The 25,556-nt window shown below is 57.9% G+C and carries 22 protein-coding genes; 16 read left to right on the top strand and 6 right to left on the bottom strand.

The features are described 5' to 3' along the window. Positions 1-117: 117 nt before the first annotated feature. Together GYN08_RS21160 and GYN08_RS21155 are read right to left on the bottom strand one after the other, a co-directional pair. Positions 118-708, bottom strand: a complete 591-nt coding sequence (locus GYN08_RS21160) for a YjgB family protein (RefSeq protein WP_166278865.1) — start codon at positions 706-708, stop codon at positions 118-120. Between the two features lie 92 nt (positions 709-800). Beyond that, on the bottom strand, positions 801-3,116 hold the full coding sequence (locus GYN08_RS21155) for an AraC family transcriptional regulator (RefSeq protein ID WP_206023862.1): 2,316 nt from the start codon (positions 3,114-3,116) through the stop codon (positions 801-803). Positions 3,117-3,660: 544 nt separating this feature from the next. On the opposite strand from GYN08_RS21155, the gene GYN08_RS21150 reads away from it, so the two are divergent. The 9 genes from GYN08_RS21150 to GYN08_RS21110 all read left to right on the top strand — a co-directional run bounded on the left by GYN08_RS21150 (position 3,661) and on the right by GYN08_RS21110 (position 16,939). Beyond that, entirely contained in the window at positions 3,661-4,623 is a 963-nt protein-coding gene (locus GYN08_RS21150; protein WP_166278907.1) for an ABC transporter permease, read from the top strand. Positions 4,624-4,655: 32 nt separating this feature from the next. Beyond that, entirely contained in the window at positions 4,656-5,561 is a 906-nt protein-coding gene (locus GYN08_RS21145) for a carbohydrate ABC transporter permease (protein WP_166278862.1), read from the top strand. 45 nt (positions 5,562-5,606) lie between these two features. Beyond that, positions 5,607-7,211: an extracellular solute-binding protein gene (locus tag GYN08_RS21140; protein WP_166278859.1), complete on the top strand. Its 1,605-nt coding sequence runs from the start codon at positions 5,607-5,609 to the stop codon at positions 7,209-7,211. A gap of 88 nt (positions 7,212-7,299) precedes the next feature. Further along, positions 7,300-8,700: an alpha-L-fucosidase gene (locus GYN08_RS21135; RefSeq protein WP_166278856.1), complete on the top strand. Its 1,401-nt coding sequence runs from the start codon at positions 7,300-7,302 to the stop codon at positions 8,698-8,700. Between the two features lie 124 nt (positions 8,701-8,824). Beyond that, on the top strand, positions 8,825-9,871 hold the full coding sequence (locus GYN08_RS21130) for a carbohydrate-binding family 9-like protein (protein ID WP_166278853.1): 1,047 nt from the start codon (positions 8,825-8,827) through the stop codon (positions 9,869-9,871). Between the two features lie 7 nt (positions 9,872-9,878). After that, positions 9,879-12,764 carry a transglutaminase-like domain-containing protein gene (locus GYN08_RS21125; protein WP_166278850.1) on the top strand — a complete coding sequence of 962 codons (2,886 nt, stop codon included), beginning with the start codon at positions 9,879-9,881 and terminating at the stop codon, positions 12,762-12,764. Between the two features lie 122 nt (positions 12,765-12,886). Then, on the top strand, positions 12,887-14,059 hold the full coding sequence (locus tag GYN08_RS21120) for a glycoside hydrolase family 18 protein (RefSeq protein ID WP_268952903.1): 1,173 nt from the start codon (positions 12,887-12,889) through the stop codon (positions 14,057-14,059). 207 nt (positions 14,060-14,266) lie between these two features. Beyond that, positions 14,267-15,043, top strand: coding sequence for a class I SAM-dependent DNA methyltransferase (locus tag GYN08_RS21115; RefSeq protein ID WP_166278847.1), 777 nt, complete (start codon positions 14,267-14,269; stop codon positions 15,041-15,043). Positions 15,044-15,241: 198 nt separating this feature from the next. Then, positions 15,242-16,939: a M3 family oligoendopeptidase gene (locus GYN08_RS21110; RefSeq protein WP_166278844.1), complete on the top strand. Its 1,698-nt coding sequence runs from the start codon at positions 15,242-15,244 to the stop codon at positions 16,937-16,939. A 70-nt stretch (positions 16,940-17,009) separates the two neighbouring features. Here the strand turns inward: GYN08_RS21110 and GYN08_RS21105 are convergent, their stop codons facing one another. Next, positions 17,010-17,900 carry a helix-turn-helix transcriptional regulator gene (locus GYN08_RS21105; RefSeq protein WP_166278841.1) on the bottom strand — a complete coding sequence of 297 codons (891 nt, stop codon included), beginning with the start codon at positions 17,898-17,900 and terminating at the stop codon, positions 17,010-17,012. A gap of 129 nt (positions 17,901-18,029) precedes the next feature. Between GYN08_RS21105 and GYN08_RS21100 the strand changes: the two genes are divergently transcribed. Then, entirely contained in the window at positions 18,030-18,440 is a 411-nt protein-coding gene (locus GYN08_RS21100; protein WP_166278838.1) for a response regulator transcription factor, read from the top strand. A gap of 18 nt (positions 18,441-18,458) precedes the next feature. Here GYN08_RS21100 and GYN08_RS21095 read toward each other — a convergent pair whose 3' ends face one another. The 3 genes from GYN08_RS21095 to GYN08_RS21085 form a co-directional block, all read right to left on the bottom strand. Next, positions 18,459-19,043, bottom strand: a complete 585-nt coding sequence (locus GYN08_RS21095; RefSeq protein ID WP_166278901.1) for a YdeI/OmpD-associated family protein — start codon at positions 19,041-19,043, stop codon at positions 18,459-18,461. A 23-nt stretch (positions 19,044-19,066) separates the two neighbouring features. Continuing rightward, complete coding sequence (locus GYN08_RS21090; protein ID WP_166278835.1) at positions 19,067-19,249, bottom strand: hypothetical protein; 183 nt, start codon at positions 19,247-19,249, stop codon at positions 19,067-19,069. Positions 19,250-19,365: 116 nt separating this feature from the next. Further along, positions 19,366-19,515 carry a hypothetical protein gene (locus tag GYN08_RS21085; protein ID WP_166278426.1) on the bottom strand — a complete coding sequence of 50 codons (150 nt, stop codon included), beginning with the start codon at positions 19,513-19,515 and terminating at the stop codon, positions 19,366-19,368. A 169-nt stretch (positions 19,516-19,684) separates the two neighbouring features. Between GYN08_RS21085 and pssA the strand changes: the two genes are divergently transcribed. The 6 genes from pssA (at position 19,685) to GYN08_RS21055 (ending at position 25,556) form a co-directional block, all read left to right on the top strand. After that, the gene (gene pssA, locus GYN08_RS21080; RefSeq protein WP_235946425.1) at positions 19,685-20,203 is read left to right on the top strand and encodes a CDP-diacylglycerol--serine O-phosphatidyltransferase; all 519 of its coding nucleotides are present in this window, start codon (positions 19,685-19,687) and stop codon (positions 20,201-20,203) included. Beyond that, positions 20,203-20,691: a DedA family protein gene (locus GYN08_RS21075; RefSeq protein WP_166278832.1), complete on the top strand. Its 489-nt coding sequence runs from the start codon at positions 20,203-20,205 to the stop codon at positions 20,689-20,691. Before pssA ends, GYN08_RS21075 begins: the two co-directional genes overlap by 1 nt. A 118-nt stretch (positions 20,692-20,809) precedes the next feature. After that, complete coding sequence (gene asd, locus GYN08_RS21070) at positions 20,810-21,505, top strand: archaetidylserine decarboxylase (protein WP_166278829.1); 696 nt, start codon at positions 20,810-20,812, stop codon at positions 21,503-21,505. An 18-nt stretch (positions 21,506-21,523) separates the two neighbouring features. After that, positions 21,524-22,204 (top strand): response regulator transcription factor, encoded by a 681-nt coding sequence (locus tag GYN08_RS21065; RefSeq protein ID WP_166278826.1) that lies wholly within the window; start codon positions 21,524-21,526, stop codon positions 22,202-22,204. Continuing rightward, entirely contained in the window at positions 22,201-23,964 is a 1,764-nt protein-coding gene (locus tag GYN08_RS21060) for a sensor histidine kinase (RefSeq protein ID WP_166278823.1), read from the top strand. Before GYN08_RS21065 ends, GYN08_RS21060 begins: the two co-directional genes overlap by 4 nt. A 131-nt stretch (positions 23,965-24,095) precedes the next feature. Further along, positions 24,096-25,556: an aminotransferase-like domain-containing protein gene (locus GYN08_RS21055; RefSeq protein WP_166278820.1), complete on the top strand. Its 1,461-nt coding sequence runs from the start codon at positions 24,096-24,098 to the stop codon at positions 25,554-25,556.

Genomic DNA, 25,556 nt, shown 5'->3' with positions numbered 1-25,556 from the left:
CTCTCGGAGCCGGCTTGCTTCTCTCTACTACGTGACTTTTTCGACAGCCTGAGGCCGTCCCCCTGGGACGGCCTTTTCGAGCTATAAACAAAGAAGGCGAGAGAACCTGCGCAATACTCAGCTTTTCAACAAATTGATATGCGACAGTTCGACGGAGTTGTTGAAAACAAACTCGACTTTATATTTCCCGCGTTTGTAGGTCAGCTTGGTTTGCGCGGCGCCGCCGCTTTTGATCGTCGTTGTGGAAATCGGCGTATACCAGTTCTTTTTGACCATGGACAGCGTGATGCCGCCGATGTTGGTCTGACGCTCGACATTGGTGCCGAAATAACGGATTTCTTTCAATACGCCCGAAGCATCGTAAGACATGGCATATCCGGGATTGCCCATATCGGCCGTGTAATTGTCGAAGCCGCTTACAGAAGAGCGGGGGACGTTCGGCGAACCGAACTTATCGATGATTTCGGTTCGCTTGGTCTCGCCGACCACGAAGCCGTCTGCGTTGCCCGGGAACTCGCCGTTCAAGGCCGGCTTGTAGAACGACATCAGCGTCTCCCGAGCCATGGCGCTGCTTGAGGCGGCCGACGTCTGCGCCGCCGAAGCGGAAGGCAGAAGCGTCGGTACGGCAGCTCCGAGCGAACCGAAGCCGACGAGGCCTGCGACGGATAACGTCAAAATGTTTTTGCGCATACGTGTAATTTCGATCATTACGAATTCCTCCTCCCAATCGACAAACGATGAACCTTTACTCATATTACCTGAACGGAAGGAGGCGAAACAAGTCGGCCCGCAAGGCAGGCTTAAGCTTTCTCTTTCAGCGTTCCGCCGCTGCCGGAGAACAGTTTGCGATACTGGCCCGGCGTGTGCCCCGTTTCCTTTTTGAATTTGCGGATGAAATTCGGCGCGTCGTGATAGCCGATGCGTAGGATGATCTCTTTGAGCGGTTCGTCGGTGGTCGTCAGTTCGACAATAGCCGCTTCCATGCGTTTCTGCCAAATATACTGAACGAAATTGGTACCGACTTTTTCTTTGAACGAGCGGCTGAAATACGACATGGAGATGGAATAATGGTGCGAGATCGTCTCCAGACTCAGCGAATGGTCCGCATAATGTTCGTCGATGTAAGCCACGATCTTGTCCATCAGCGTGTGCGCCTCGCATTCTTCCTTTTGTTCGATCCGTTCGCACAGCCGATCGACCAGTTCCAGGAAATAGGGCTCCAGCTCGTCGGGCGAGGAGAACATTTCGATTGGAGGAATGGCGCCGTTCAAGCTGTCGACATCCGCTTCGGCGGCCGCTTTCAAAATCGTATTCAAGATGTCGAAGCCGATGCAGCGCATGTATTTGGCGGACAACCCCGGCGCGCGCAGCGTTTCCATCGCCTCGGCTATCGAACGGGCGGCGATGTCCGCGTTGCCCTGTTTGAGGCTTTGCGACAGTTTGAGCAGCACGGTTTTCGGAACCCAGCACGCTTCGCCCGATTCGGAAGAGAGATCGCTGAAGTAAGCCAGGTTGATGCCGGCGCCGCGCGTGCGGGATTCGAACGCCGAACAGGCTTCGATAAACGACTGGCTCAGCCGCCGCGGGTCCGCGGAGCAGGTACCGATTCCGATCGCCGGGTTCAGACGGCCGATTTCCTGCAGATGATCGTATACGGCGCGGGCGATACGGTCGATCTGTCCCGCTTCGTCCGTGTCGTGGATCGGGTTAAATCCGACAATGACCGCGATCTGATCCGGCTTGGGCAGTTCGACGCCGAAGAGGCGGACGCCCAGTTCGGGATATTCCGCTTCGCCCAGCATCGTGAGCATCAGCTGCCAATCCTTTATTTCGTCCGCGGTGCCTCCCGGCCGTTCGCGTCCGATCAGCATGGCGAAATAACGCGCACGGTCGAAATTCAGGCCGAACGAATCCAGCAGTTCGGGCGAAGGATTCGTGTCTCCGCCGTGACGCAGCAGCATGAGCAGAACATGATTGCGCGCATAAGGCTCCTGCAGGTCGGCCCGCGCGCTGTAAGCCTGCAGGGCGGACCGAATCCGATCGAGTTCATTGCGGCCTGCCGCTTCGCCCGTTCGATCGGAATCGACGCTTCGTGCGGCCGGTTTGGATTCGGCGAATTCGGACAGCTGAAAAATGGGGCTGTACTGCCGGCGTGCCAGCAAAAGGGCGCCGATCGCGCCGAATACGACGACAATCGAAAATAGAGCGGCGATAAACGTACGGATGTGCAGCACGCTGCTGAAAAATTGCGAACTGGGCATAAGGGTCACGTATTCCCAGCCGTTCAATTCGGATTTGACGGATACGACCGAATGGGGCACACCCTGAATGGTGATGCTGTGGGTACCGGTGGACAGGGAAACGAGCGAAGCCAGCGCCTCCGGTTCCAGAGCTTCTTCCTGGCTGCTTTTCACGGCCAGCACCTGACCTTCGCCGTCAAAAATATAAGAAGACCCTTCATAGCCGCCCAGAATGGAATCGATCAGTCCCGTCAGGCTCGATTCCTTCACGAAATACATCAACGTCCCGTGCGGATTCGGACTATTAGGCACGACGGGAACCAGATAAGCCAGCGTCGATTGTTCGAATCCCGAACCCCGGCCGACCAGATCGGCGGGGCGCATCGTCGCGTAGCGCACTTCGTTCAGGTCGCGTTCTACCGTGCCGCCGCTCCAATTACGGAAACGATATTTGTCCGCGAATACGTCCAGATCGTACATGCCGACGCTGGAATAAATTTTCGGGTCGCCCCTGAAGTACAAAAACATCTCGTCCACGATGGGACTTGCCGCTTTGTAATTGCCCAGCGCATCGACGGCTTCCAAGCTGTAATAAGGATCGTGCACGCGGTAGCGGCTGAGCCTCGGATCGTAAGCGGCTCGGGAAGCGATATCGTTCAGCTGCTGCAGATGGGTATCGACGATCGTCTCGGCTTGATTCAGCTGATTGAAATGGGACTGTTCGATCTGTGCGCGCAGATTGCCTGCCGTGTTGTGGTACAGCACGAAGGTCAGGCAGATCAGCGGGATAAGCAGAACGAACAAATAGGAAGAAATATATTTCAGGAAAAGCCGCGACTTGAAGTAGCTCGGTTTCACGTTTACCTTCAATTTCATTCTCCTTTCCCGATCGCTTGGTGGAGGCGAGTTGTCTTCTGCTTAAAGTGTACGCAGGCGGCGGATTGTCGGACAATATGTAGAATTTGATCGGCTTCGGACAAGCGCAGCGGCGCTGTCTTTCGCCCCAAAGTATGTCATTCTTTACTTTTTTGCTTTGAAAGGCTGAAATCGCTTTTCTCCGTGATGTGAAATTTACTTAGAATTTTCATGAAAAAGAACTGGATCTGTAATATATTCTAACACATTTGTCTGATCTTGCGATTGTCCAAAATAACGACAGAGCCAAAATCACATATTTACGCTTAGCATACCTTTCTGTAAACTCGCTGTAAACCCGAAACGTCGAAAGGCTCAGCAAAGCGAATGGAAATGCTTACAAAAAAATAAACCCCCGCCTTTTCCGCTCAGGATGAACGGATATGAAGAGAAGCGGGCGGTACGAAAGGAAGTGAACCGGAAAAGAAGGCTTGTCAGGTAATGTAACTCTTCTATAACTCGAAACCTGATACGCGGACATTACAACGAGGGAGTGGGGAACATGATGCACGAAGGCGCAAAAGCGGTGCTGAACCCGCCGGACGCTCCGGCGAAAGGGAAAAGCAAAAAACTTCTAAAGAAGATCGCGCGGAACTGGCAGCTGTACATCTTCATGGCTCCCGCGCTGCTGACCGTCATTATTTTCAACTATGTACCGATGTACGGCATACAGATCGCTTTCAAAAATTACGTTCCGGCGTTCGGCATGGCAGGCAGCAAATGGGTCGGTTTCGACCACTTTACGAGGTTTTTCGAATCCTATTATTTCTGGGATCTGATCTGGAACACGCTGAGCATCAGTTTATACGGACTGCTCGTCGGGTTCCCGCTGCCGATCCTGCTGGCGCTGGCGTTCAACGAAATCCGAACGGGCCCGTTCAAGAAAACGGTCCAGACGGTTACATACGCGCCGCACTTCATCTCGATGGTCGTTATGGCGGGCATGATCATTACTTTTCTGACGCCTTCGACCGGCATGATCATCAATCTGCTCGAAGCCGTCGGCATTACGCCGCCCGCGTTCCTGACCGACCCGCGCTGGTTCAAGACGGTCTATGTCCTCTCCGACGTCTGGCAGGCGACCGGCTGGGGCACGATCATTTACCTGGCCGCGCTGACCGCCGTCGATCCGGGGCTGCACGAAGCGGCTATTCTGGACGGAGCGTCGAGGCTGCAGCGCATCCGGCATATCAATTTCCCGGTGATCATTCCGACCATTACCATTCTGCTGATCCTCAATATGGGCGGACTGCTCGGCGTCGGATACGAAAAGATATTGCTGCTGCAAAATCCGCTCAACATGGAAGCGTCCGACGTCATCGCGACGTCCGTATACCGGACCGGCCTGCTCGAAGCGCAGTACAGCTACTCCACGGCGGTCGGACTGTTCAACTCCGTCGTCAACGCGATCCTGCTGATCGTCGTCAACCAGGTCGTGCGGCGGACGAGCGAAAACAGTCTATGGTAACGACGTTCGCAGAGGAAAGGGAGTGAGAAAGAATGATCAGTTCGATCAAGGAAACGAAGCAGGACAAAATTTTTCTCGTCTTTGTCTATTTGCTGCTCACCGCGGCGCTGATCGTGGTCGCTTATCCGCTTATCTACATTCTCAGCGCTTCGATCAGCAATCCGACGATCGTGGCCGCCGGCCAAATGTGGCTGCTGCCCAAAGACATTACGTTCGAAGGTTACCGGCGGGTGTTCCAGGATTCCAGCATCTGGAACGGCTATCTCAATACGATCATCTATACCGTCGTCGGAACGCTGGTCAACCTGATCGTGACGCTGCCCGCCGCCTATGCGCTCAGCCGCAGGGATTTCGTCGGAAGGAACCTGTTCATGATCCTGTTCATCGTCACGATGTTCTTCGGCGGAGGTCTCGTTCCGACGTACCTGGTGGTGCGCAGCCTGGGCCTGGTCGACAGCATGTGGGCGCTGATCCTGCCCGGGGCAACGTCCGTGTGGAACCTGATCGTCTGCCGGACCTTCTTCCAGTCTTCGATTCCGAGAGAGCTGCAGGAAGCGGCGGAGATCGACGGATGCAGCAATTTCCGGCTTTACTTCCGGATCGTGCTGCCGCTCTCGACCGCGCTGATCGCCGTTATGGCGCTTTTCTTCGGCGTCGGACACTGGAACAATTACTTTTCCGCGATGATTTACCTGAACCAGCAGGAAAAATACCCGCTGCAGCTCGTGCTCCGGCAGATTCTCGTCCTGCAGCAGATGTCCGCGCAGGCGGGCACGGTCGACGCTTCGATGGCGACTTCGCTCAACAACAAAGCCGAAGTCGCGGCTCTCGTCAAATACGCCGTCATTATCGTGGCGACGCTGCCGATTATCGCGGTGTATCCGTTCCTTCAGCGTTACTTTGTGCAAGGTGTCATGATCGGTTCCGTCAAGGGATGATCTTGCCATAGCATGGCCATCAGAAAAAAAGGGGAGGATTCGGTTATGAAAATGAGTCGCAAAAAAGGGGCGGCGGCGCTGTCCGGTCTGATGTTGTTCTCGATGCTGGCTTCGGCCTGCCAATCCGGAGGATCTACGGAGACGGCGGCGGAATCGGGCGGCAGCGTGAGCAAAGAGGGCTTTCCGATCGTCGAAAAGCCGATTACGCTGAGCGTGTTCGCGCCGAGCGCCGACATGGCGCCGTGGGACACGATGCCGGTCATTCAAGAAATGGAAAAGCTGTCCAATATCAAAATCGAGTTCCAGACGGCCCCGATCGACAGCTTCCCGACGAAGAAAAATCTTGTCTTTGCCAGCGGCGAGCTGCCCGATATTTTCTACGCGGCGGACATTACTCCGGCCGAACAGGTCAGCTACGGCACGCAGGGCCAGCTGCTTCCGCTGGAAGATCTGATCGACAACTATGCGCCGAATCTGAAAAAAGTTCTCGACGAAAATCCGAACGTGCGCAAATCGATCACGACGACGGACGGCCACATCTACGCGCTGCCGTTTATCGACACCGCGGCCGTCTGGTACCGGGGACCGATGTGGTACAACGGTGAATTCCTGGAAAAGCTGGGCGTGGAAGAACCGAAAACGACGGACGAGCTGTACGAATACTTGAAAAGAGTCAAAACGGAAGACCCGAACGGCAACGGCAAAGCCGACGAAATTCCGCTCACTTCGGTCAAGCTCGACGATCTGCGCATGTATTTCATGGGATTCTGGGGCATGTATAACGAAGTGTACTACGCGGACAAGGACGGCAAAGTCCATTATTCGCCGCAGGAAGAAGGATACAAAGGGTATCTGACGTTCCTGAACAAGCTGTGGAACGAGGATCTGCTGGATCACGAGACGTTCTCGCAGACCGACGAACAGAAAAAAGCCAAAGGCGCGAAAAACCAGCTGGCGCTGTTCAGCGACTACTATCCGTACTTCACGCTCGGAGGAACCGAAGAAACGATGCAGGACCCGATGATGACGCCGGTCAGCAGCGAGATCGCGGGCACCCCGGTTTACGGCAAGCATCCGGGCATGTCTTCCAACGGAACGTTCGCCATCTCCGCGACCAATCCGAATCCGGAAGCGAGCATGCGATGGATCGATTATCAGTACGGCTATGAAGGCGCGACGCTCTGGACGCAGGGACCGCAGGGCAAAATGTGGGATTATGCCGACGAAGCGACGCACGAGAAAAAATTCCTCGATGTCCCGGGCGGCGGAGACCGCGAAGAATACCGCGCGACGCTGACGCCGAACTACGGCATCGTGACGCCGGGCGTCAATATTCCGGAGCTGACCAACGGCCTGCGCAGCGAAGTGGAAGACTGGGTCGTGAAGCAGAACGAGGAGAAGCTGGTGCCGATCGCCAAAGTGCCTTTCCCGAACGTGTACCTGACGAACGAAGCGCAGACGGAAGTGTCCGCGCTGCTGTCCGACCTCAACACGTACGTAGAGCAGATGGAAGCGAAATTCGTCACCGGACAGGAGCCGCTGAGCAACTGGGACAGCTATGTCGCGCAGCTCAAAAAAATGGGCAGCGACCGCATCGTGGAAATCTACCAGGAAGCGTACGACAAGTGGAACAGCGAGAACGCGCAGTAAACGCGGCTTGAATGCCGGAGCAGAATAGACCGGCGAGCGCCGCTTCTCGACTGCGGGAAGCGGCGATTCGGCGGAGAAGGAGGGTTCGATGACGGAAGCGAAGATCGCGGAAGAAGCCGTTCATGAAGAAACGGCCGTTCACGAGGGCGTGCACAATTATAGCAGCGAAGAGGAATGGGTCAAACCGGACGATCCTCTGCTGCTGGAACGTCTGGAATGGTTCAAGGATCAGAAGCTGGGCTTGATGATGCACTGGGGTCCGTATTCGCAGCTCGGCGTCGTCGAGTCCTGGGCGCTGAGCGACGGGGACGCCGATTGGGCGAGGGACTGCATCGACTGGGGCGTCGAAGGCGAAGAACTGAAGCGGGAGTATTTCGACCTGAACAAGACGTTCAACCCGATCCGTTTCCAGCCGGAACTGTGGGCCGACCTGGCCGCCGAAGGCGGATTCAAATATTTGAACTTCACGACCAAGCATCACGACGGCTTCTGCATGTGGGACACGCATACGACGGATTACCGGATCACGGGGCCGGCTACTCCGTTCCACCGGCATAAATACGCGGACATCTGCCGCAATCTGTTCGACGCGTTCCGCTCGCGCGGACTGGCCATCTCGGCTTATTTCTCGAAGGCCGATTGGCATACGCCGGATTATTGGGCGCCGGGCATGGAGCGGGGGGAGAAGATGTGGCGCGGGCCGTCGTACGATCCGCAGGAATACCCGTGGCTGTGGGAAAAGTTCGTGAAGTTCACGCACGAGCAGATCACCGAACTGATGACCCGATACGGACGGATCGACGTGCTGTGGCTTGATGCCGGCTGGGTCAACGAACGCCGCGGACAGGACATCCGGCTCGGCGAACTGGTCGACGGCATTCGCCGGGACCATCAGCCGTGGCTGCTGTCGGCGGACCGCACGGTGGGCGGCGCGTACGAGAACATCATCACGCCGGAGCAGACGCTGCCGGAGAGACCGCTGAACGTCCCGTGGGAAAGCTGCATCACGATGGGCACTTCGTTTTCTTTCAATTATGAAGACCGGTACAAAAGCGTCCGCCAACTGGTGCATCTGCTGGTGGAGATCGTGGCGAAGGGCGGAAACCTGGCGCTCAACGTCGGTCCGCAGCCGGACGGCCGCCTGCCGAAAGCGGCGATCGAACGGATGAAGGGGCTCGGCGCCTGGCTCAAAGTCAACGGCGAAGCGATTTACGGCACCCGGATCTGCGAACCGTATGCGTCGGCGGACAAAAAGCTGCAGTTCACGCGCAAAGGGGATGTCGTCTACGCCATTCGGTTATATGCGGAAGGCGAGACGGTGGAACGCGAGTTGGAGCTGCCGGCGAACGGATCGTTCGAAAAAGCGACGCTGCTCGGCCGCGAAGAAGAGCTGCCTCTGAGGAGAACGGAACGGGGATTGGCTGCGACGCTGCCGGAATGGCCGGCAGCCGAAGAGGCGCCGATCGCTCTTGCGTTTCGGTTGGAGTAGAAACGGTCGAAAAAGCGGCGGTACGCACCGGGAAGGGGAGCGCCGCCGCTTTTGGCATCCGGGAACGCGGAACCGAATCGGATTTCGGCCGAGAAACGGGATATCGGACATAGGAGGGGAGAACATGAATTTGAGCGGAATGCCGGAACCGGCGGTCGAATTTGCGCCGCGTTCTTATGTGTGCGGGCGCGCGCCGGGAATGTTGGAGCTGGACGGGCAGCTGGACAAGCCGTTTTGGGAAGCCGCGCCGTGGAGCGAAGCTTTCGTCGATATCGAAGGGCCGGCGAAGCCGAATCCCGCCAAGTCGACCCGGGTGAAAATGCTTTGGGACGACGAATACTTTTATTTTGGGGCGCATCTGGAAGAAGACGAGATCTGGGCGACGCTGAAAGAACGGGAATCGGTCATTTTTCACGACAACGACTTCGAAATCTTTATCGATCCCGACGGCGACAGCCATCAATATTACGAGTTCGAGATCAATGCGCTGAATACGGTTTGGGACCTGCTGCTGGTCACGCCTTACCGCGACGGAGGGCCGCCGGTCAACGGCTGGGACATCCGCGGTCTGAAGACGGCGGTACATATCGACGGGAAGTTGAACGATCCGTCCGCGGACAACCGGAGCTGGAGCGTCGAGGTCGCGATGCCCTGGAGCATTCTGCGCGAATGCGCCGAAGGACAGCGTCCTCCGCAGGCGGGAGATTATTGGCGGGTGAATTTTTCGCGGGTGCAGTGGAAGGTCGACAAAGATGGCGGAGCCTATCGCAAAAGTATCGATCCCGCGACCGGGCGTCCGTATCCGGAGGACAACTGGGTCTGGTCGCCGCAGGGCGTGATCAATATGCATTATCCGGAGATGTGGGGATTCGTGCTGTTCGCCGGAGAAGAAGCGCCGGACGTTTTCGAACCCCCGGCGGACGAGTCGGTCAAATGGAAGCTGCGGAAGCTGTATTACCGGCAGCGGAATCGGTACGAGCGGTCGGGCGCTTTTTCGTCCGAACTCGCCGATCTGCTGGAAGACGGAGACGAACAAGGGGAACTGGCGGCGTTCGGCGCTTCCGGAATCCTGATCGAGACGACGGCGAACTCGTTCCGCATGCGCGCGCCTTCGGCGGACGGCGGCGGGGCGTACTGGATCCGGGAAGACGGCAAACTATGGAAGGAGTGAGAGGCGGATGAAAATCGACGAGACGATGCCAGGAAGCGCGAAGGGCGGCATTAAGGACGGCGCGGGCGAGACGGCTGCGGAAAATCGGGGAATCGGCGGTTCTGCCGCGGCCGGCGGAGGCGGCGCGGACCGGGACGGGCGAACGCTCTCGCTCGGACCGGAACGAACGGCCGCCATTCGGGAAGCTTTCGCTCGGCGGAGGGAGCTGGCGTCGACTCGGGAGCAGGAGCTGTTCGGCGTGCTGGACGGGCCTTTGAACGGGGAAGAACGGTTGGCGCTCGAATTTCTGTATGCCCATATGCCGATCAACGATCTGGCGGATTATGACGGAGAGCTGTTCCTGACCCACGTGCGGCAGGCGCTGACCATGCGCCGACGGATGCCGTGGGGAACGGAGGTGCCGGACGAGCTGTTCCTGAATTACGTACTTCCGCCCCGGATCAATAACGAACGGCTTGAGGATTATCGGAGCGTCATCGCCGGAGAACTCGCGGAACGCGTCCGGCATCTGTCGATGGGCGAAGCCGTGTTGGAAACGAATTACTGGTGCTACGAAAAAGCGACCTACACCGGCAGCGACGCCCGGACGATCTCCCCGCTCGGCCTGATGCGCAGCGCCAAAGGGCGCTGCGGGGAAGAATCGACGCTGGCGACCGCGGCGCTGCGCAGCATCGGCATTCCGGCCAGGCAGTGCTATACGCCGCGCTGGGCGCATGTCGACGATAATCATGCCTGGGTGGAGGCTTGGGCGGACGGAGCCTGGCATTTTATCGGGGCGTGCGAGCCGGAGCCGAGGCTCGACAGAGGCTGGTTCGACGGTCCGGCGCGGCGCGCGATGCTGGTGCATACCCGCGTGCCCTCGGGCTATGCGGGTCCGGAGCCGGTCACATACTCGGACGAAGCGCATACGGAGATCAATCTGCTGGCGAACTACGCGCCGGTGCGCGCGCTGACGGTCCGGGTAACGGAAAAATCCGGCCGCCCGGCCTCCGGCGCGGACGTGCAATTTCAAATTTACAACTATGCCGAGCTGCATCCGATCGCGACGGTTCGGGCGAACGAAGCGGGCGAAGTCCGATTCGTGACCGGATTCGGCGACCTGGTTGTCAGAGCCGCGCAAAACGGGGCATGGGGCGAAGCCGCCGTATCGGGCAGCACGAATCCGGCCGAGGAAGAGACGGTGACGTTGGTGCTGGACGGCTTCGGACAGCCGGAAGGCGAGGCGGATTTCGATCTGACGCCGCCGAAAGAAATTCCGCCCGAGGCAAGCGAAGCGCCGCTCGCGGAAGAGGAGCTGACGCGACATCGGGAGCGAATGGCGGAAGGCGAGCGGATTCGCGCCGCTTACGAAGGCCGTTTCGCGACCGAGGCCGAAGCCGGCGCGCTGGCCGGCCGGTTGGGATTGGATGCCGATCGGGTGTTTAAAGTGCTCGGCGACGCCCGGGGCAATAAGAAAGAGATCGCAGGCTTTCTTGAAGACCGTACGCCGGATCACGGGGAATGGCCGCTGCGCCTGCTTGAAAGTCTGACGGACAAGGATATGATCGATGTCGGCCGCGAAACGCTGGACGACCATCTGCTGCAGGGACTGCGGGCACTCGAAGACTATGAGTCGGCGGAATCGGCGGGATTGGCTGGAAATGAAGCGGAGACCGGAACCGAATCGAAGCCGGGAAATCGTGCGGACGCTGCCGATCCCGGCGAGATTTCCCTTCCTTACGTGTTCTGTCCGCGCGTACGTTGGGAGCGGCTCGCTCCTTATCGTTCCCGGCTGCGCGAAGCGTTCTCCGCCGAGGAGCGCGCGGCGTTCCGCGCCGATCCCCGGCGGCTTGCGCGCCGGGTCGCCGAGGACTTGCGCGCGTTCGCCGGTCTGACGCCGGTGCCGGGCAAAGCTTCGCCTGCCGGCACTTTCGACTTGAAGGCCGGCGACCCGGAATCGGTCGAGATTCTGCTGGTCGCGCTCTGCCGCGCCATGGGCATTCCCGCCAGGTTGCACCCGGCGACCCGGCGGCCGCAGGCGCTGGCGGACGGCGAATGGATGGATCTGGAACGCCCGATCCCGTCCGGGGAGGAACGAAGCGCGGCCGTCGACAGTGCCGACCAAAAGCCTGGCACAACGCGCGGCACGCTGCGTCTGCTGCGCGCCGGAAGCGGCGGCCCGGCGATCGAAGCTTCATACCGCGAGAACTTCACGCTGGCACGGCTTGACGGAGGCATCTATACGACGCTGGAGTATCCTTTCCGCAGGAAAGACGTTTACGACAAGCCGTTCGAGCTGGAAGAGGGAGAATATCGAATGACGACCGGCGTCCGCCTGCAGGACGGCAGGGTGCTCGGCCGGATGTTTTACTTCACGGTGAAGCCTGGTCTCGAGACGGCGCTGCGGCCGGCCTTCCGGCTGTCGGGAGAGACGTTGCCGGTACTGGGCGCGGCCGCCGGAGCTTCGAGACTTCGGCTCCCGGGCGAGGCCGGTCGCACGCTCGGCGCTCTGGCCGGATCAGACGGCGCGCTGGTCGCCTGGATCGATTATCGGCTGGAGCCGACCCGGCATCTGCTGCGCGAAGCGGGAGAGTTGAAGAACGAACTCGAAGCCGAGAGCGTCCCGCTCCTTTTTATCATGCAGGGTCAACCGGAAGGGGAGGAAATCGAAGCCGCTCTTCCGGAAGAAATCCGGCCGTTCGTTCCCGGGCCGCTGCCGTCCGGCGCGTCGTTCGCTTACGATCCGTCCGGCGAAGCGTTCGGCGAGATGACGTCCGTCTGTCCGCCGCCCGGATCGGAATATCCGCATCTGTTCGTGCTGGACGCGGAACTGAACGTCCGCTATGCCGAATCCGGCTATAAGCCGGGCAGCTGCCGGGAAGCGCTGAACGTGCTGCGCGCGGTCCGCGGCTGATTGGTTTATCGCGCCCGTCGCCTCCTATCGCGCCGTCCGACCGATCCGTTCAGCCGATTCGTTCGACCGATTCGTTTGAGCGGTCGGACCTCCCATTTTAATAACAGAAAAGAGGAATCGACTTGACCGAACACCTTTCACGCAGTGCCGCGGAGCGGGCAGACCTGCCTTTCGGCTCGTCCGCATCCGCAGCTCCGAACGGCGATGTTCCCGCCTTCCGCACGGTCGGCTACGTCGGTCACGCCGACCTGCCGGACCTGCGCGCCGAAGACCTGCTCAAGCTGACGCATATCAATATCGCGTTCGGCCATGTGAAGGACGACGCCGTCGTCACCGATCATTTGCGGAATATGGAAGAAATCGCCCGCCTGAAAAAGGAACATCCCGCCGTGCTGATCCTGCTGTCGGTCGGCGGCTGGAGCGCGGGCGGTTTTTCCGAGGCGGCCTCGACCGAGTCCGGCCGTCGGCGGATGGCCGAATCCGCGCTGGAAGCGATCGACGCTTACGGCCTGGACGGCATCGATCTCGACTGGGAATATCCGTGTTACGGCGAAGCCGGCATCGGCGCGAGTCCGGCCGACCGCGACAATTTCACCCTGCTGCTTCGAAACATCCGCGAAGCTTTCGACGAGCGCGAAGCGGCGGAAGAGCGGCATTATTTGCTCACGATCGCGGCCGGGGCCGACCAATATTACGTCGACGGCACCCGCATGGACGAAGCGCAGCGTTATCTCGATTACGTGCAGCTGATGACGTACGATATGCGCGGCGGGTTTCAGGTGCTGACGGGGCATCATACCAATCTGCACACCCCGACCGGAGACCTGTTCCGCATCAGCGTCGAAGCGTCGGTCCGTCTGTTCGCGAACGCCGGCGTGCCGAAGGAGAAGATCGTGATCGGCGCCGCGTTTTACTCCCGGATGTGGAAAGGGGTACCGGACGTCGACAACGGCCTGCACCAAATGGCGGGCACAAGCGGCGGTTACGGACCGGAGTTCACGGAGCTGCACGAATCTTACATCGACCGAAACGGATTCCGCCGCTATTGGGACGACGAAGCCGCGGCGCCTTATCTGTACGACGGAGGCCGGCATGACGGCGGAACGTTCATCACGTACGACGACGAAGAATCCATCGCCCGCAAGTGCGAATTCGTGCGCAACGAACGGCTGGGCGGCGTCATGTTCTGGGAATACCGCTGCGACCGGACGGGAAGGCTGCTGGAAGCGATCCGCGCAGGCTTGGCAGGCGAAGCGGAAACGGCGCCGTCCGCCTCCCGAACCGGAGGAGCTTGAACGCGCCTTTGGCCGCGCCGGTGGACAAGGCGTCTTCCTGCCGCTAAAATCGAAAACAACGTCCGAAAGCCCCGCTTCCCGGAAGCGGGGCTTTCGGCATTCCGGCGAACGCGGCGAAGCCGCGCATTGTTTCGCGTATTCGCGATACTTCGATCGAAGCCGGCTGCTCGATTTTTCGAGATCCGATAAACAAGGAGCGAACCCGACTTGACGAATGAACCCCATGTTTCGAATGAACACGGCAATGACGAAGAGTACGATAATCCCGTGCGCTACGATCTGGAAAACGAACAATGGAAACCCGAACTGCCGCTGCTGACGCAATACGCGGAGGGGGCGGAAGGCCGAACGATCCTCGAAATCGGCTGCGGGACCGGCCGCACGGCGATTCCGCTGGCGGAAGCCGGATACACGGTGACGGGGATCGATCTGCATGAAGGCATGCTTGAGCTGGCGCGCCGCAAAGCGGCGGACAAAAACGCGGAAGTCGAATGGATCGCCGGAGATATCGCGGATCTGCGGCTGCCTTCGCCCGCGGGATTCGCCTACATGACGGGCAACGGCTTCCAGCATTTTTTGCGCAACGAAGACCAGGACGCGCTGCTGTCGGCCGTCTCGCGGAATCTGCGAAGCGGCGGCGTCTTTTTGTTCGACACCCGTTTTCCCGGAGCCGAAGAATTGATGCAGCCCGAGAGCGAACAATATTGGCGCGCCGCGGCGGAAGGGGACGGGACGGAAACGAAGCTGTACACGATCGCCCGCTACGATGCCGTAACGCAGATTCAGCATTATACGACGATCCGCCGCCGAGCAGACGGTTCGGAAGAACGCACCCGGATCGATCTTCGTTATACCTACCCGCAGGAACTGCGCCGTTTATTGGAACGTGCCGGCTTCGGGATCGAAGGTTTATATGCCGACTGGGATCGCACGCCGCTTCATCCCGGCGCCTATTCGATGATCTGCGTATGCCGCAAAAAGTAAACGCGGCACTCGGGCGGCCCTACCGCCGGCCAGCCGATACATAAAAGCTCGTTTCAGCTGCCGATTTTTACCGTACGCGCTTTCGTTATGTTAACTTACCTGCCGCAAAAAATGAAATTTTCGCATTTCATCTGGTGATTATTTATCAAACTCGTTATACTGGTTAAAATAGTCTGCACCATCAGAGGAGGAAATGCATTGACGACTTTCCAGCAGTTCGAATACGTACGCCCTAATATTGACCAGTTGAAGATTAACTTCAACGAATTGATCGCCAAGTTCGAAGCCGCGCAGAGCGCCGCGGAGCAGGAGTCCGTCGTGCACGAGGTCAACGCGCTGCGCAACAGCTTCGATACGCAGCATCAGCTCGTCAGCGTCCGGCATTCCATCGACACGACCGACGAGTTTTACAAGAGCGAGCAGGAGTTCATGGACGAAGTGGGCCCTGTCGTGCAGGAGTACATATCGGATTACTATCGCGCCCTGACGACGTCGAAGTTCCGCGGGGAGCTGGAAGGCAAGTGGGGAAGCCAGCTGTTCAAGCTGGCCGAAAGCGCCATCCGTACCTTCAGCCCGGAAATCATCGAAGACCTCCAGCTGGAGAACAAGCTGTCGACGGAATACGACCAGCTGATCGCGTCCGCGAAAATTCCGTTCGAAGGCGAAGAGCGCACGCTGCCGCAGCTGCTGCCGTTCGAGCTGTCGACCGACCGCGATATGCGCAAAAAAGCTTCGGAAGCGAGATTCGGCTTCCTCAACGAAAACGAGCCGGAACTCGACCGCATCTACGACGAGCTCGTCAAAGTCCGGACGCGGATGGCGAAAAAACTCGGGTATCCGAGTTTCGTCGAAATGGGCTACGACCGCATGATGCGGACCGACTACGACGCCGAGATGGTCGCGAACTTCCGCAAGCAGGTGCTGGAAGAAATCGTGCCTGCGGCGACCCGCCTGCGCAAGCGCCAGGAAGAGCGGATCGGCGTCGACACGCTGCGGTATTACGATAACGGCTTCAGCTTCAAGACCGGCAACGCGACGCCGAAGGGCGACCCGGATTGGATCGTGAAGAACGGCGAAGAGATGTACAAGGAGCTGGCGCCGGAAACGGACGAGTTCTTCCAGTTCATGCTGAAGAACGACCTGATGGACCTCGTCAGCAAAAAAGGCAAAGCGGGCGGCGGCTACTGCACGTACCTGGCGGATTACAAAGCGCCGTTCATCTTCTCGAACTTCAACGGAACGTCGGGCGATATCGACGTCCTGACGCACGAAGCGGGACACGCCTTCCAGGTGTACTCCAGCCGGATTCACGAAGTGCCGGAATACCTGTGGCCGACGTACGAGTCCGCCGAGATCCATTCCATGAGCATGGAGTTCTTCACATGGCCGTGGATGGAGAAGTTCTTCAAGGAAGACACGGATAAATACCGCTTCGACCATCTGGCCTCGAGCCTGCTGTTCATTCCTTACGGGGTGTCGGTCGACGAATTCCAGCATTTCGTATACGCCAATCCGGACGCGACGCCGGACGAGCGCAAGACGGCCTGGAGAGAGATCGAGAAGAAATACCTGCCCCACCTGAACTACGAAGGCAACGACTATCTGGAGCGCGGCGGCTTCTGGCAGAAACAGGGCCATATCTTCAGCACGCCGTTCTATTACATCGACTACACGCTGGCGCAGATCTGCGCGTTCCAGTTCTGGAAGCGGTCGAGAGAGAACTTCGAAGACGCGTGGAAAGATTACATCCATCTGTGCAGCCTCGGCGGCACGCAGTCTTTCGTCGGACTGGTCAAAGAAGCCGGCCTGATCTCCCCGTTCGAAGACGGCTGCGTCGCTTCCGTCATCGGCACGATCGAGGAATGGCTGAACGGCGTGGACGACAAAGCTTTGTGACGCAGACGCGGGCTTGTTGGCCGGAGCGAAAAAAGGATGAAGCCGTTAGCCGGCTTCATCCTTTTTGGCGTCAAGAGGCGGAAACGACCGACGCGGCGCGAAACTCTTGCGGCGTCTGGCCGAGCTGTTTGCGAAAGACGTGCGAGAAATAGCTTGCGGTCTGGAAGCCGCAGTCCATCGCGATTTCGGATACCGGCCGGTTCGTTTCTTTGAGCATTTCGCGGCTTTTGCGGATACGGTACTGGATCAGATAGTTGTTCGGCGTCAGATGCATATGCTTTTTGAACAGCTCGCAGCATCGGCTTCTGCATACGGAACCGGCCGCCGCGATATCGTCGATCGTCATCTTGGTTCCGTAATGCCGGTGGATATGGTCCGTCATGTCGTGGATGAGCGCCAATTGATGGGCATCCGCGGCTTCGGCCGGCTTTTCCCGGACGTGGTCGGCCGTGCAGGCGCAGAGTTCGACCGCCCGGGTCAGCAGATGCAGGAGATTGCCCGGTGCGTTTTGCATCCGGTCGTGCAGCTCCTCCAGCAGGCGCAAAATTTGCGGATGCCCGGGAACCTGCGGAGAGAGCAGCAAAAAATCTTCCGCGTTCAGGCCGAACTTTTGATCCAGATAAGCTTTGCCCGCAAAGGTGCTCTCGCCGAGCAGCGCCGGATGGACGGTCACCACGATGTACGAACAGTTCCCGCCGGGAGCGGATATCCCCCGATGGAGGCGTTTGCTGTTGACGAACACGGCGCTGCCGTCCTTGATCCGGATCGTCCGGCCGTTCACGAAATAGTCCATCGCGCCTTCGAGCACCAGCACGAACTCCAGATCCGCATGCCAATGATAAGCGAAAGCGTTCGAATCGTAATAACGCAGCGATCCCTTATAGACGCACAGGGGGAAATCCGGCAGATTGTATTTCAATTTCTCGGACAGGTCCGAAAAGATCTCAAGCGGCTTGTACATGGGACTCTCTCTCCAAACTTTATACGATATTGATAGTATACTACCCGATTTTGAGAGCGAAAACATCCTCTCTATTATACAATTTCGATAATGAAAGTTCAGTTTGCTTTTAATAGGAGTGTGAGAGAGATGAATGCCTTGATCATCGCGGACGATTCTTACGTGAAAACGTCTGTCCGAACAGCGCTTGGACGTTTCGATTCGGCGTGTACGATTTTTGAAGTGTCGTCGCCCGAAGAAGCTTTGCGATTGATGCGATCGGTGTCCATGTCCGTCGTGTTTTCCGAGGTCAACATGCGTCATATGAACGGTCTGTCTTTCGCCGAAGCCCATAAATCTTTCTTTTCCGGCCTATGCTGGATCGTGATCTCGGAGTTCGAAAGTTTTTACGATATCCAAAAAGCCATTAACCTCGGAGCGAGGGATTATCTGCTCAAGCCGGTCGACGAATCGGGAATCCGCGATCTGCTGAAATACGGGCTGCTTCAAAATGCGGGCGCGTACCGGCAGCGCTGCAATCCGTGCGTATCGTGCAGGTAGTCGGGGCAAGTGCACGCTTCAACGATCCGACAGCCGACCGTCATCGTCCCAACGCCCGTACATCCGGTTCTCCCGCGTATGGGCGATCAGCTTGTTCAGCCTGCGTTCGAACAATTCCGGCTGTCTGCGGCAGCCCTGAATCGTGTCGAGACGGATTCGGCGGTACAGTTCGGGAAAAGCGGAGAAGTTGGCGTAAACCTGCGGATCTTCCCGAAGACGCCGTTCGATCTCTTCGTCGATCGCGAAGGAATCGAGGCCGGAAGGCGGATAGACACGCCGCCCTTCTTCCCGCATCAGACCCATCCGTTCCAACCGCAGCGCGCGCTGTTTGTTCAATTCGGTCCACGAACTCCCTCGCGCCCTGGGGGAAATCCGCTGCGCGACTCCGCCTTCCGGCAGCGTCTTTTTGACCCCGTCGATCCAACCGAAGCACAGACATTCTTCGACGGCGTCCAGGTACAGCAGTTTTCCGGGAGAGGGCTTCATGCCGACGAGGACCCAAGCGCATTTTGCAGAAGCGGCATACTTCTCCAGCCAGCGCCGCAGCTCCTGCCTCGTCGTGATTTCCGCCCGCACAGGATTTCTGTTCTCCGTCTCGTCCATAGCTCCGTCCGCTCTTTTCTCGTTCACGCCGGGCCCCAATACCAGGTCATTTCCACCGCATACATAGGACTGAATGCCTCGGCGATCGTAGGGAAGGAAGTGCCGACTTCCCGAGTCCGGACCGAAGACGGCAGTTCGCCGATCCGGTTCAGCGGCGTTTGCGCGGCCCGGGCGTTGTAAAGGAACATTTGTGCCGGATGATTCATGAATAACGACCTCTTTTCGGTAAAGTAATAGTGAGCTTTCGAAATCAGCATAAACAAAGAAGGCTGACAGCAGTCTGTCAGTCTTCCGAAAGGTTTGCGATTGTTTGCAAAAGGCGTTACCGTTCGTCGTTTTCGTAGAATCGGAGGGCGCCGCTGCCGAAGCCCAGCAGGATGGACCACAGCCAACGAGCCTCCAGCTTGGCGGCAGACAGCACCTCGTGATTCAACAGCTTATAAATCATGGCGATCAGCCGCTCCAATTTCATGATGACCCTCCGCCTTCGAATAGGATAAATTTCGGAATCGATTATACCATGAAGCGAAAAACACAGGAAAAACACAAGTTCCGTCTACACTGGATACAGACTGATCCGTTTGCGCCTACAGCAAGGTTCGGTCATGCTGAACGAATGTGGAGTGATCATCGTGAAAAAAATGTTTCCGTCCATGCTGACGCTGGGCAACCTGCTGCTGGGGTTCGCGGCCATACTGTTGATTTTTCAAGACCAGAAGACGACCGCGGTGCTGCTGATCCTGCTCGGTCTGGTCTGTGATTTTTTCGACGGATTTTGCGCGAGGAAGCTGAATGCGGAATCGGCGCTGGGCAAAGAACTCGACTCGCTTGCCGATCTGGTGACATTCGGGGTGGCGCCTGCCATGCTGGTGTATGCGTCCGCGCTGCAGCATATGTCCGTGTTGGGGGCGGTATGCTGTCTCGTTTACGTAGCGTGCAGCGCCTTAAGGCTGGCCCGTTTCAATGCGGGACAGAGCCATATGTGCGGTTTCGTCGGCATGCCGACACCGATGGCGGCGGTTATTCTGATTCTGCTGACCGTTACGGCGAATCCGCCCGTACTGGCGGTCGGCGTGTGTCTGACCAGCATGCTTATGGTCAGCCGTCTTTCCTTTCCGAGCCTTAAGAAAATCAAGCCGGAAGTCGTAGAGGACTGCTGATGGATGCGGCTTTGAATTTTCTGTCGGATTACGGGTACATGGCCGTGTACACGCTGCTGACGCTCGGGATCGTGGGACTGCCCGTGCCGGACGAAGTGTTGATGACATCGGTCGGCTACTTGACTTCGATCGGAACGATGAAACTGCCTTATGCGCTGCTTTTCAGCTTCGCGGGCGCCTTGAGCGGCATGATGATCAGCTATGCCATCGGCCGGCAGGCCGGACGGCCTCTGCTGAATCGCTACGGAAAATGGATCGGCCTCAAGCCGTCGCGCATCGCCAGAGTGGAAGGATGGATGAGCAAATACGGGCCTGTATCCATTATGTTCGGGTACTTCATTCCGGGCTTTCGGCACGTGACCTGCTATCTGTGCGGAATCGGCCGAATGTCTCTGCGAAAGTATACATTGTTCGCTTCGATCGGCGCTTTGCTTTGGTGCACGATCTTTATTATGATAGGAAGGGTTTTGGGACATGCCAGCCATTGAACGCATAAAAGGAAAAATATACCGCACATCCATGCTCATGCTGGGGAACCGGTTTTTCAGCTTCGGCCTCAAACGTCTTTGCGACTCGGCGCTCAGCCGGAAGGGGATTCCTTCATTCATGAAAATGTACGGAATAACCGAGGAAGAACTGACGAGGCCTTTATCCGACTTTCGCTCGCTGACCGACTTTTTTATTCGGGACATCGATCCGCTGCGGCGTCCGATCGACGGGGAAGATTCGGCGGTTGTCAGCCCGGTGGACGGCTTCGTGCAGTGCTACGGGGATATCGGGGAAGACTGCCGCTTCCTCGTGAAAGGGAAAGCGTACACGTTCGAGGAATTGACCTCGATGAAAGCGGAAGATACGGCATACGCCGGGGGGAAATTCATTATTCTGTACTTGAGTCCGTCCCAGTATCATCGCTTCCACAGTCCGCTTGCCGGGGAAGGGGAGCAGACGGCCGAGCTCGGCCGCCGCTCGCTGCCGGTCAACAAAGCGGGTTGGAAATACGGAGGCCGATTGCTTTCGTTCAATCATAGAGTCGTATTCGAAATCCGTCGGCAGAGCATGTCGATGCTCATGATTGCGGTCGGAGCCTTGAACGTCAACTCCGTAATCCGAAGCAATCCTCGTCCGTTTTGGGAGAAGGGCGAAGAGGTCGGATACTTTTCTTTCGGATCGACGGTCGTTTGCCTGTTTGAAAAAGGAAAAATCGAATGGATCGGGAAGCTGCAAGAAGAAATGTATCTTCGGGTAGGAGAACGTTTCGCCGAGCTGGTCCCTCCGGATTTGTCGAGTGATGCTAAAAACTAAGGAAGGAAGGGCGGCGCATTGACCAAAAAAGTGCTGATTGTGGAAGACGAACACCGAATCCGGGAGCTCATCTCGGATTATTTTGCTGCCCGGGATTGGGCGGTTTGCCAGGCGGAAGACGGCAGGGAAGGCTTGTATGCGTTCGAGACCGAAATTCCCGACCTGATCATTCTCGATCTGATGATGCCCGAGATGGACGGTTGGGAACTCTGCCGCGAGATCCGCAAGCGTTCGGACGTCCCGCTTATCATTTTAACGGCCGTTTCCGGCGACGAGCGGCAGATCGAAGGTTACGAGCTTGGCGCCGACGATTACGTGACCAAGCCGTTCAGTCCGAAAGTGCTCGTTTCCAAGGCTGAAGCGCTGATGAAAAGGGTGGACGGCCAAATGTCTGCGAGTCCCTGCCTGCCCGCGGGGTGCGGCGTCCTGCTGAATACGCACACCCGCCGTCTTGAACGGGACGGAGAATCCTATGACCTGACGCCCAAGGAATACGACATCCTGCAGCTTCTGCTGCGCAACCGGGGAATCGTGCTGCCGCGGGATACTATTCTCGGACATGTGTGGGGCGGCGAATACGAGGGCGACGTGCGGGTCGTCGACACGCACATCAAGAAGCTGCGCGGCAAGATGGGACAGGCTGCGGACTGCATCCGGACCGTGTTCGGCGTCGGCTATACGTATGAGGAAATCCAATGAAAAAAGCCGGGATCACGACCAAGCTTTTTGTGGCGACCGCGGCCTTTTTCATTCTGTTTTACTTTATCGTTCTTTCGGGTCAGCTGATCGTCTTTCCCAATTTTTACGAGCAGCGGAAGTTCAAGAAGCTGGAGCAGGAGGCGGCTGCGCTGGCATCGATTTACCGCAGCGATCCCGAGGCGATTTGGGAGGACAGCTCTCCTTCCATACTCAGATTGTACAAGGACGGGGCCAACTTTGCGCTGACGGACTTCAGGGGGAATCTGCGGACGTCCGATCCTTACCGGATGGAAGTGGAGCGCTCGGACGGCCGGACGATCGACGTTTCGCTGTATTATCTCGCCAACGCTTTTCGGCCGGAATTCAGCCGGCTGCGTCTCTCGCCCGGTCAACAGGTGACGATGCGGGGCGTGTACGGCGACGATACGGAGAGAAACGTGTTCTATCCGCATTATTTGCAAAAAGCGGAAGGGGCGAGCATCGGGGAGGCCGGAGACGGGACCGACGACGGATCGGAAATCCAAGAAGCCGCGGGCACGATCAAACGGATCAGCATGCCTGACGCGAGCAAGGCCAGCCGGCGTTCCGGTCTGCTGTATCTGGCCATGGACGAATTTTTTCCGCTGTCGGCGGAGCATACGGAACGGTTGAAAAACATGGAGCCCGTCGAGCAGGAATGGGTCGATCCGTGGAGCGAAAGCCGCAGTCTGATCATGATTCAGCCGGTACGCCGCGGCGACGGCGAGATCAAACTGCTGTTTCTCGTGACTTCGATGCAGGAGCTCAAGGAAACGAACAGCGCGCTGCGCGTCTTCTACGCTTACCTGGGAGCCGGAGGACTCGTATTGATTCTGCTGCTGTCCAAATTTTATTCCCATCTGGTGACGCGGCCGCTTCTGCTGCTGAACAAAAGAGCGGAAAAGATGAAAAATTTGGATTTTTCCTGGGGCGAACCGATTCCGCGAAAAGACGAACTCGGCAGCCTGTCGCATACGCTGGTCGAACTGTCGGGCAAACTGGGACGTACGCTGGACGAATTGAACGACACGAACGAGCGCCTCAGAAGCGAGATCGAGCAGAATAAGGAATTGGAACAGCTGCAAAAAGATTTTTTCGCCAATGCTTCCCATGAGTTGAAAACGCCGATCAGCGTCGTGCGTGGATTCGCCGAAGGCATGCGGGACGGTATCAGCACGGGGCGGCAGGATCATTACATCGGCGTTATCCTGGAGCAGAGCGAGAAAATGGAGCGGCTCGTTCAAGATATGCTCGATCTGCTTCATCTGGAGTCGCCGGCCGTCAAGCTGTACAAATCGCCCGTGCTGCTCAGCGAGCTGACGGAAGACGTGCTGGACAATCTGGTGTATCAGATGGAAGAGAAAAAGGTAACCGCAAGCATCGACTGCTTCGAAGAACGTCCGGTCATGGCCGACGCAGGCAGGATGGAGCAGGTGGTGCTGAATTTGATGACCAACGCGATCCGCCACGCCAAAGAAGGCAGCGTCATCGAAATTTCCGTTCGCGGAGGAGCCGAGGATTGTTCGTATGTCGTCCACAACAAGGGAGAAGCCATTCCCGAAGAGTATCAGAAGCGGATCTGGGAACGCTTCGTCCGTGTGGAAGCTTCGAGAAACCGCAAGAGCGGCGGAACCGGACTGGGACTCGCCATCGTCAAACGGATTCTGGAGCTCCACGGCTGCGCCTATCGGGTCGAAAACAGGGACGGGGGCGTGACGTTCACGCTCTTATTCCCTTCCTGAAAAACTCGCTCGGACCGGCGGCGCATTCCCGCCGCTGCGCCTGCCATCCACAAGAACCGCAAACGCTCCGCTTTGCGGTTCTTTTCTTTGCGCGCGGAATGTGGAATGATAAAGGGTAAGGAGTTGAGCGAATGTTTAACGATTTCAGAACGGAAGGCGAAAGCCCCGCCTATATACAGTTGAAAGTTTATATCGAAACGCTGATTATGCAGGGCGTGATGCCTCTGCATCACAAACTGCCGTCGACGCGCGAATTAGCCGGACTGCTCGGCGTCAGCCGGACCACCGTCATCAGCGCCTACGAGGCGCTGGAGCGGACGGGCTGGATCGAAGCGGTCAAAGGACGCGGCAATTTCGTATCCCGGGCCGTGGCGCACCTCGAAGAGCCGCCGGGCATGATCGATTGGAAAGAACGTCTCGGCCGCCGGGCTCTTTTGTCGGAAGAGATGGATTTGATGAAGCACGGAATCAAGTGGGAAAAAGGCATGATCGCCTTTACCAGCATCGCTCCCGACGAGAAGCTGTTCGACATGGGCGGCGTCAAGCGGGCTTTCCTGGATCGGATGGCGCTTGAAGGGGATGTGCTTCTCAACTACGGCTATGCCCAGGGTTATCGTCCTCTTATGCAGTATCTGATGAGCTATATGCGCGGCAAAGGCGTCGAGGCGAAGGGGAAGGACATTCTGATCACCAACGGATTCACGGAAGGATTCGATCTCGTCCTGACGGCGATCGGCCGGCGGACCGGCCGGATTCTGTGCGAAAACCCGACCCACCAGACGGCGATCAAAATCATGAAACTGCACGGCTTCGAACCGGTCGGCGTTCGGATGGAACAGGACGGCATGGACATGGAGGAACTGCGGCGCGTCTTGGGAGAAGGCGGATTCGATCTGGCTTATCTGACGCCTTCTTACCATAACCCGACCGGAATCGTGACGTCGCCGGAAAAAAGAATGGAGCTGCTGCGCCTGCTGGGCGAACACGAAGTGCCGGTCGTGGAAGACGGCTTCAACGAAGAGCTTCGGTATTCCGGGGCTCACGCGGCTCCGCTGATCGCCTGCGCGGGAACGGGCAACTCCGTTGCGTACATCGGCAGCTTCTCCAAAATTCTGTTCCCGGGCATCCGCGTAGGATGGATCGTCGCGGACGGCGGGCTGATCGGTTACTTGGAGAGCCTGAAGCGCGCACGGACGATTCACACGTCGACGCTCGATCAGGCTCTGCTGTTTCAATATTTGCACAACGGCAATTTCGAGCGCTATTTGAAACGGGCCAGAACCGAATACAAACGCAAATACGAACTGGCGATCCGGGGGTGCCGGGAGCATATTCCGATGAAAAGCATGAGCGGCGAAGGCGGGCTGCACGTCTTCGTCGAGTTGGACGAGTCGCTGGATGCGCGTTCCGTGCTGGAAGAATGCCGCGCCCGGGGGGTCGTGTTTACGCCCGGCGACATTTTCTTCACGGACGGCGGAGGTCGGCATACGATGCGGATCGGCTTCTCGCGCGTGCCCGAAGAGCGGATCGAGGAAGGGCTTCGAATCATCGGCGGCGTGGTAAACAAACAATTGAAAGCGTCCGGAAGATAA

This window comes from Saccharibacillus alkalitolerans, from assembly GCF_011090185.1.
Lineage (GTDB): Bacteria > Bacillota > Bacilli > Paenibacillales > Paenibacillaceae > Saccharibacillus > Saccharibacillus alkalitolerans.
The sequence above is the reverse complement of the archived record's forward strand: the minus strand, read 5'-3'. Positions and strand labels throughout refer to the sequence as shown.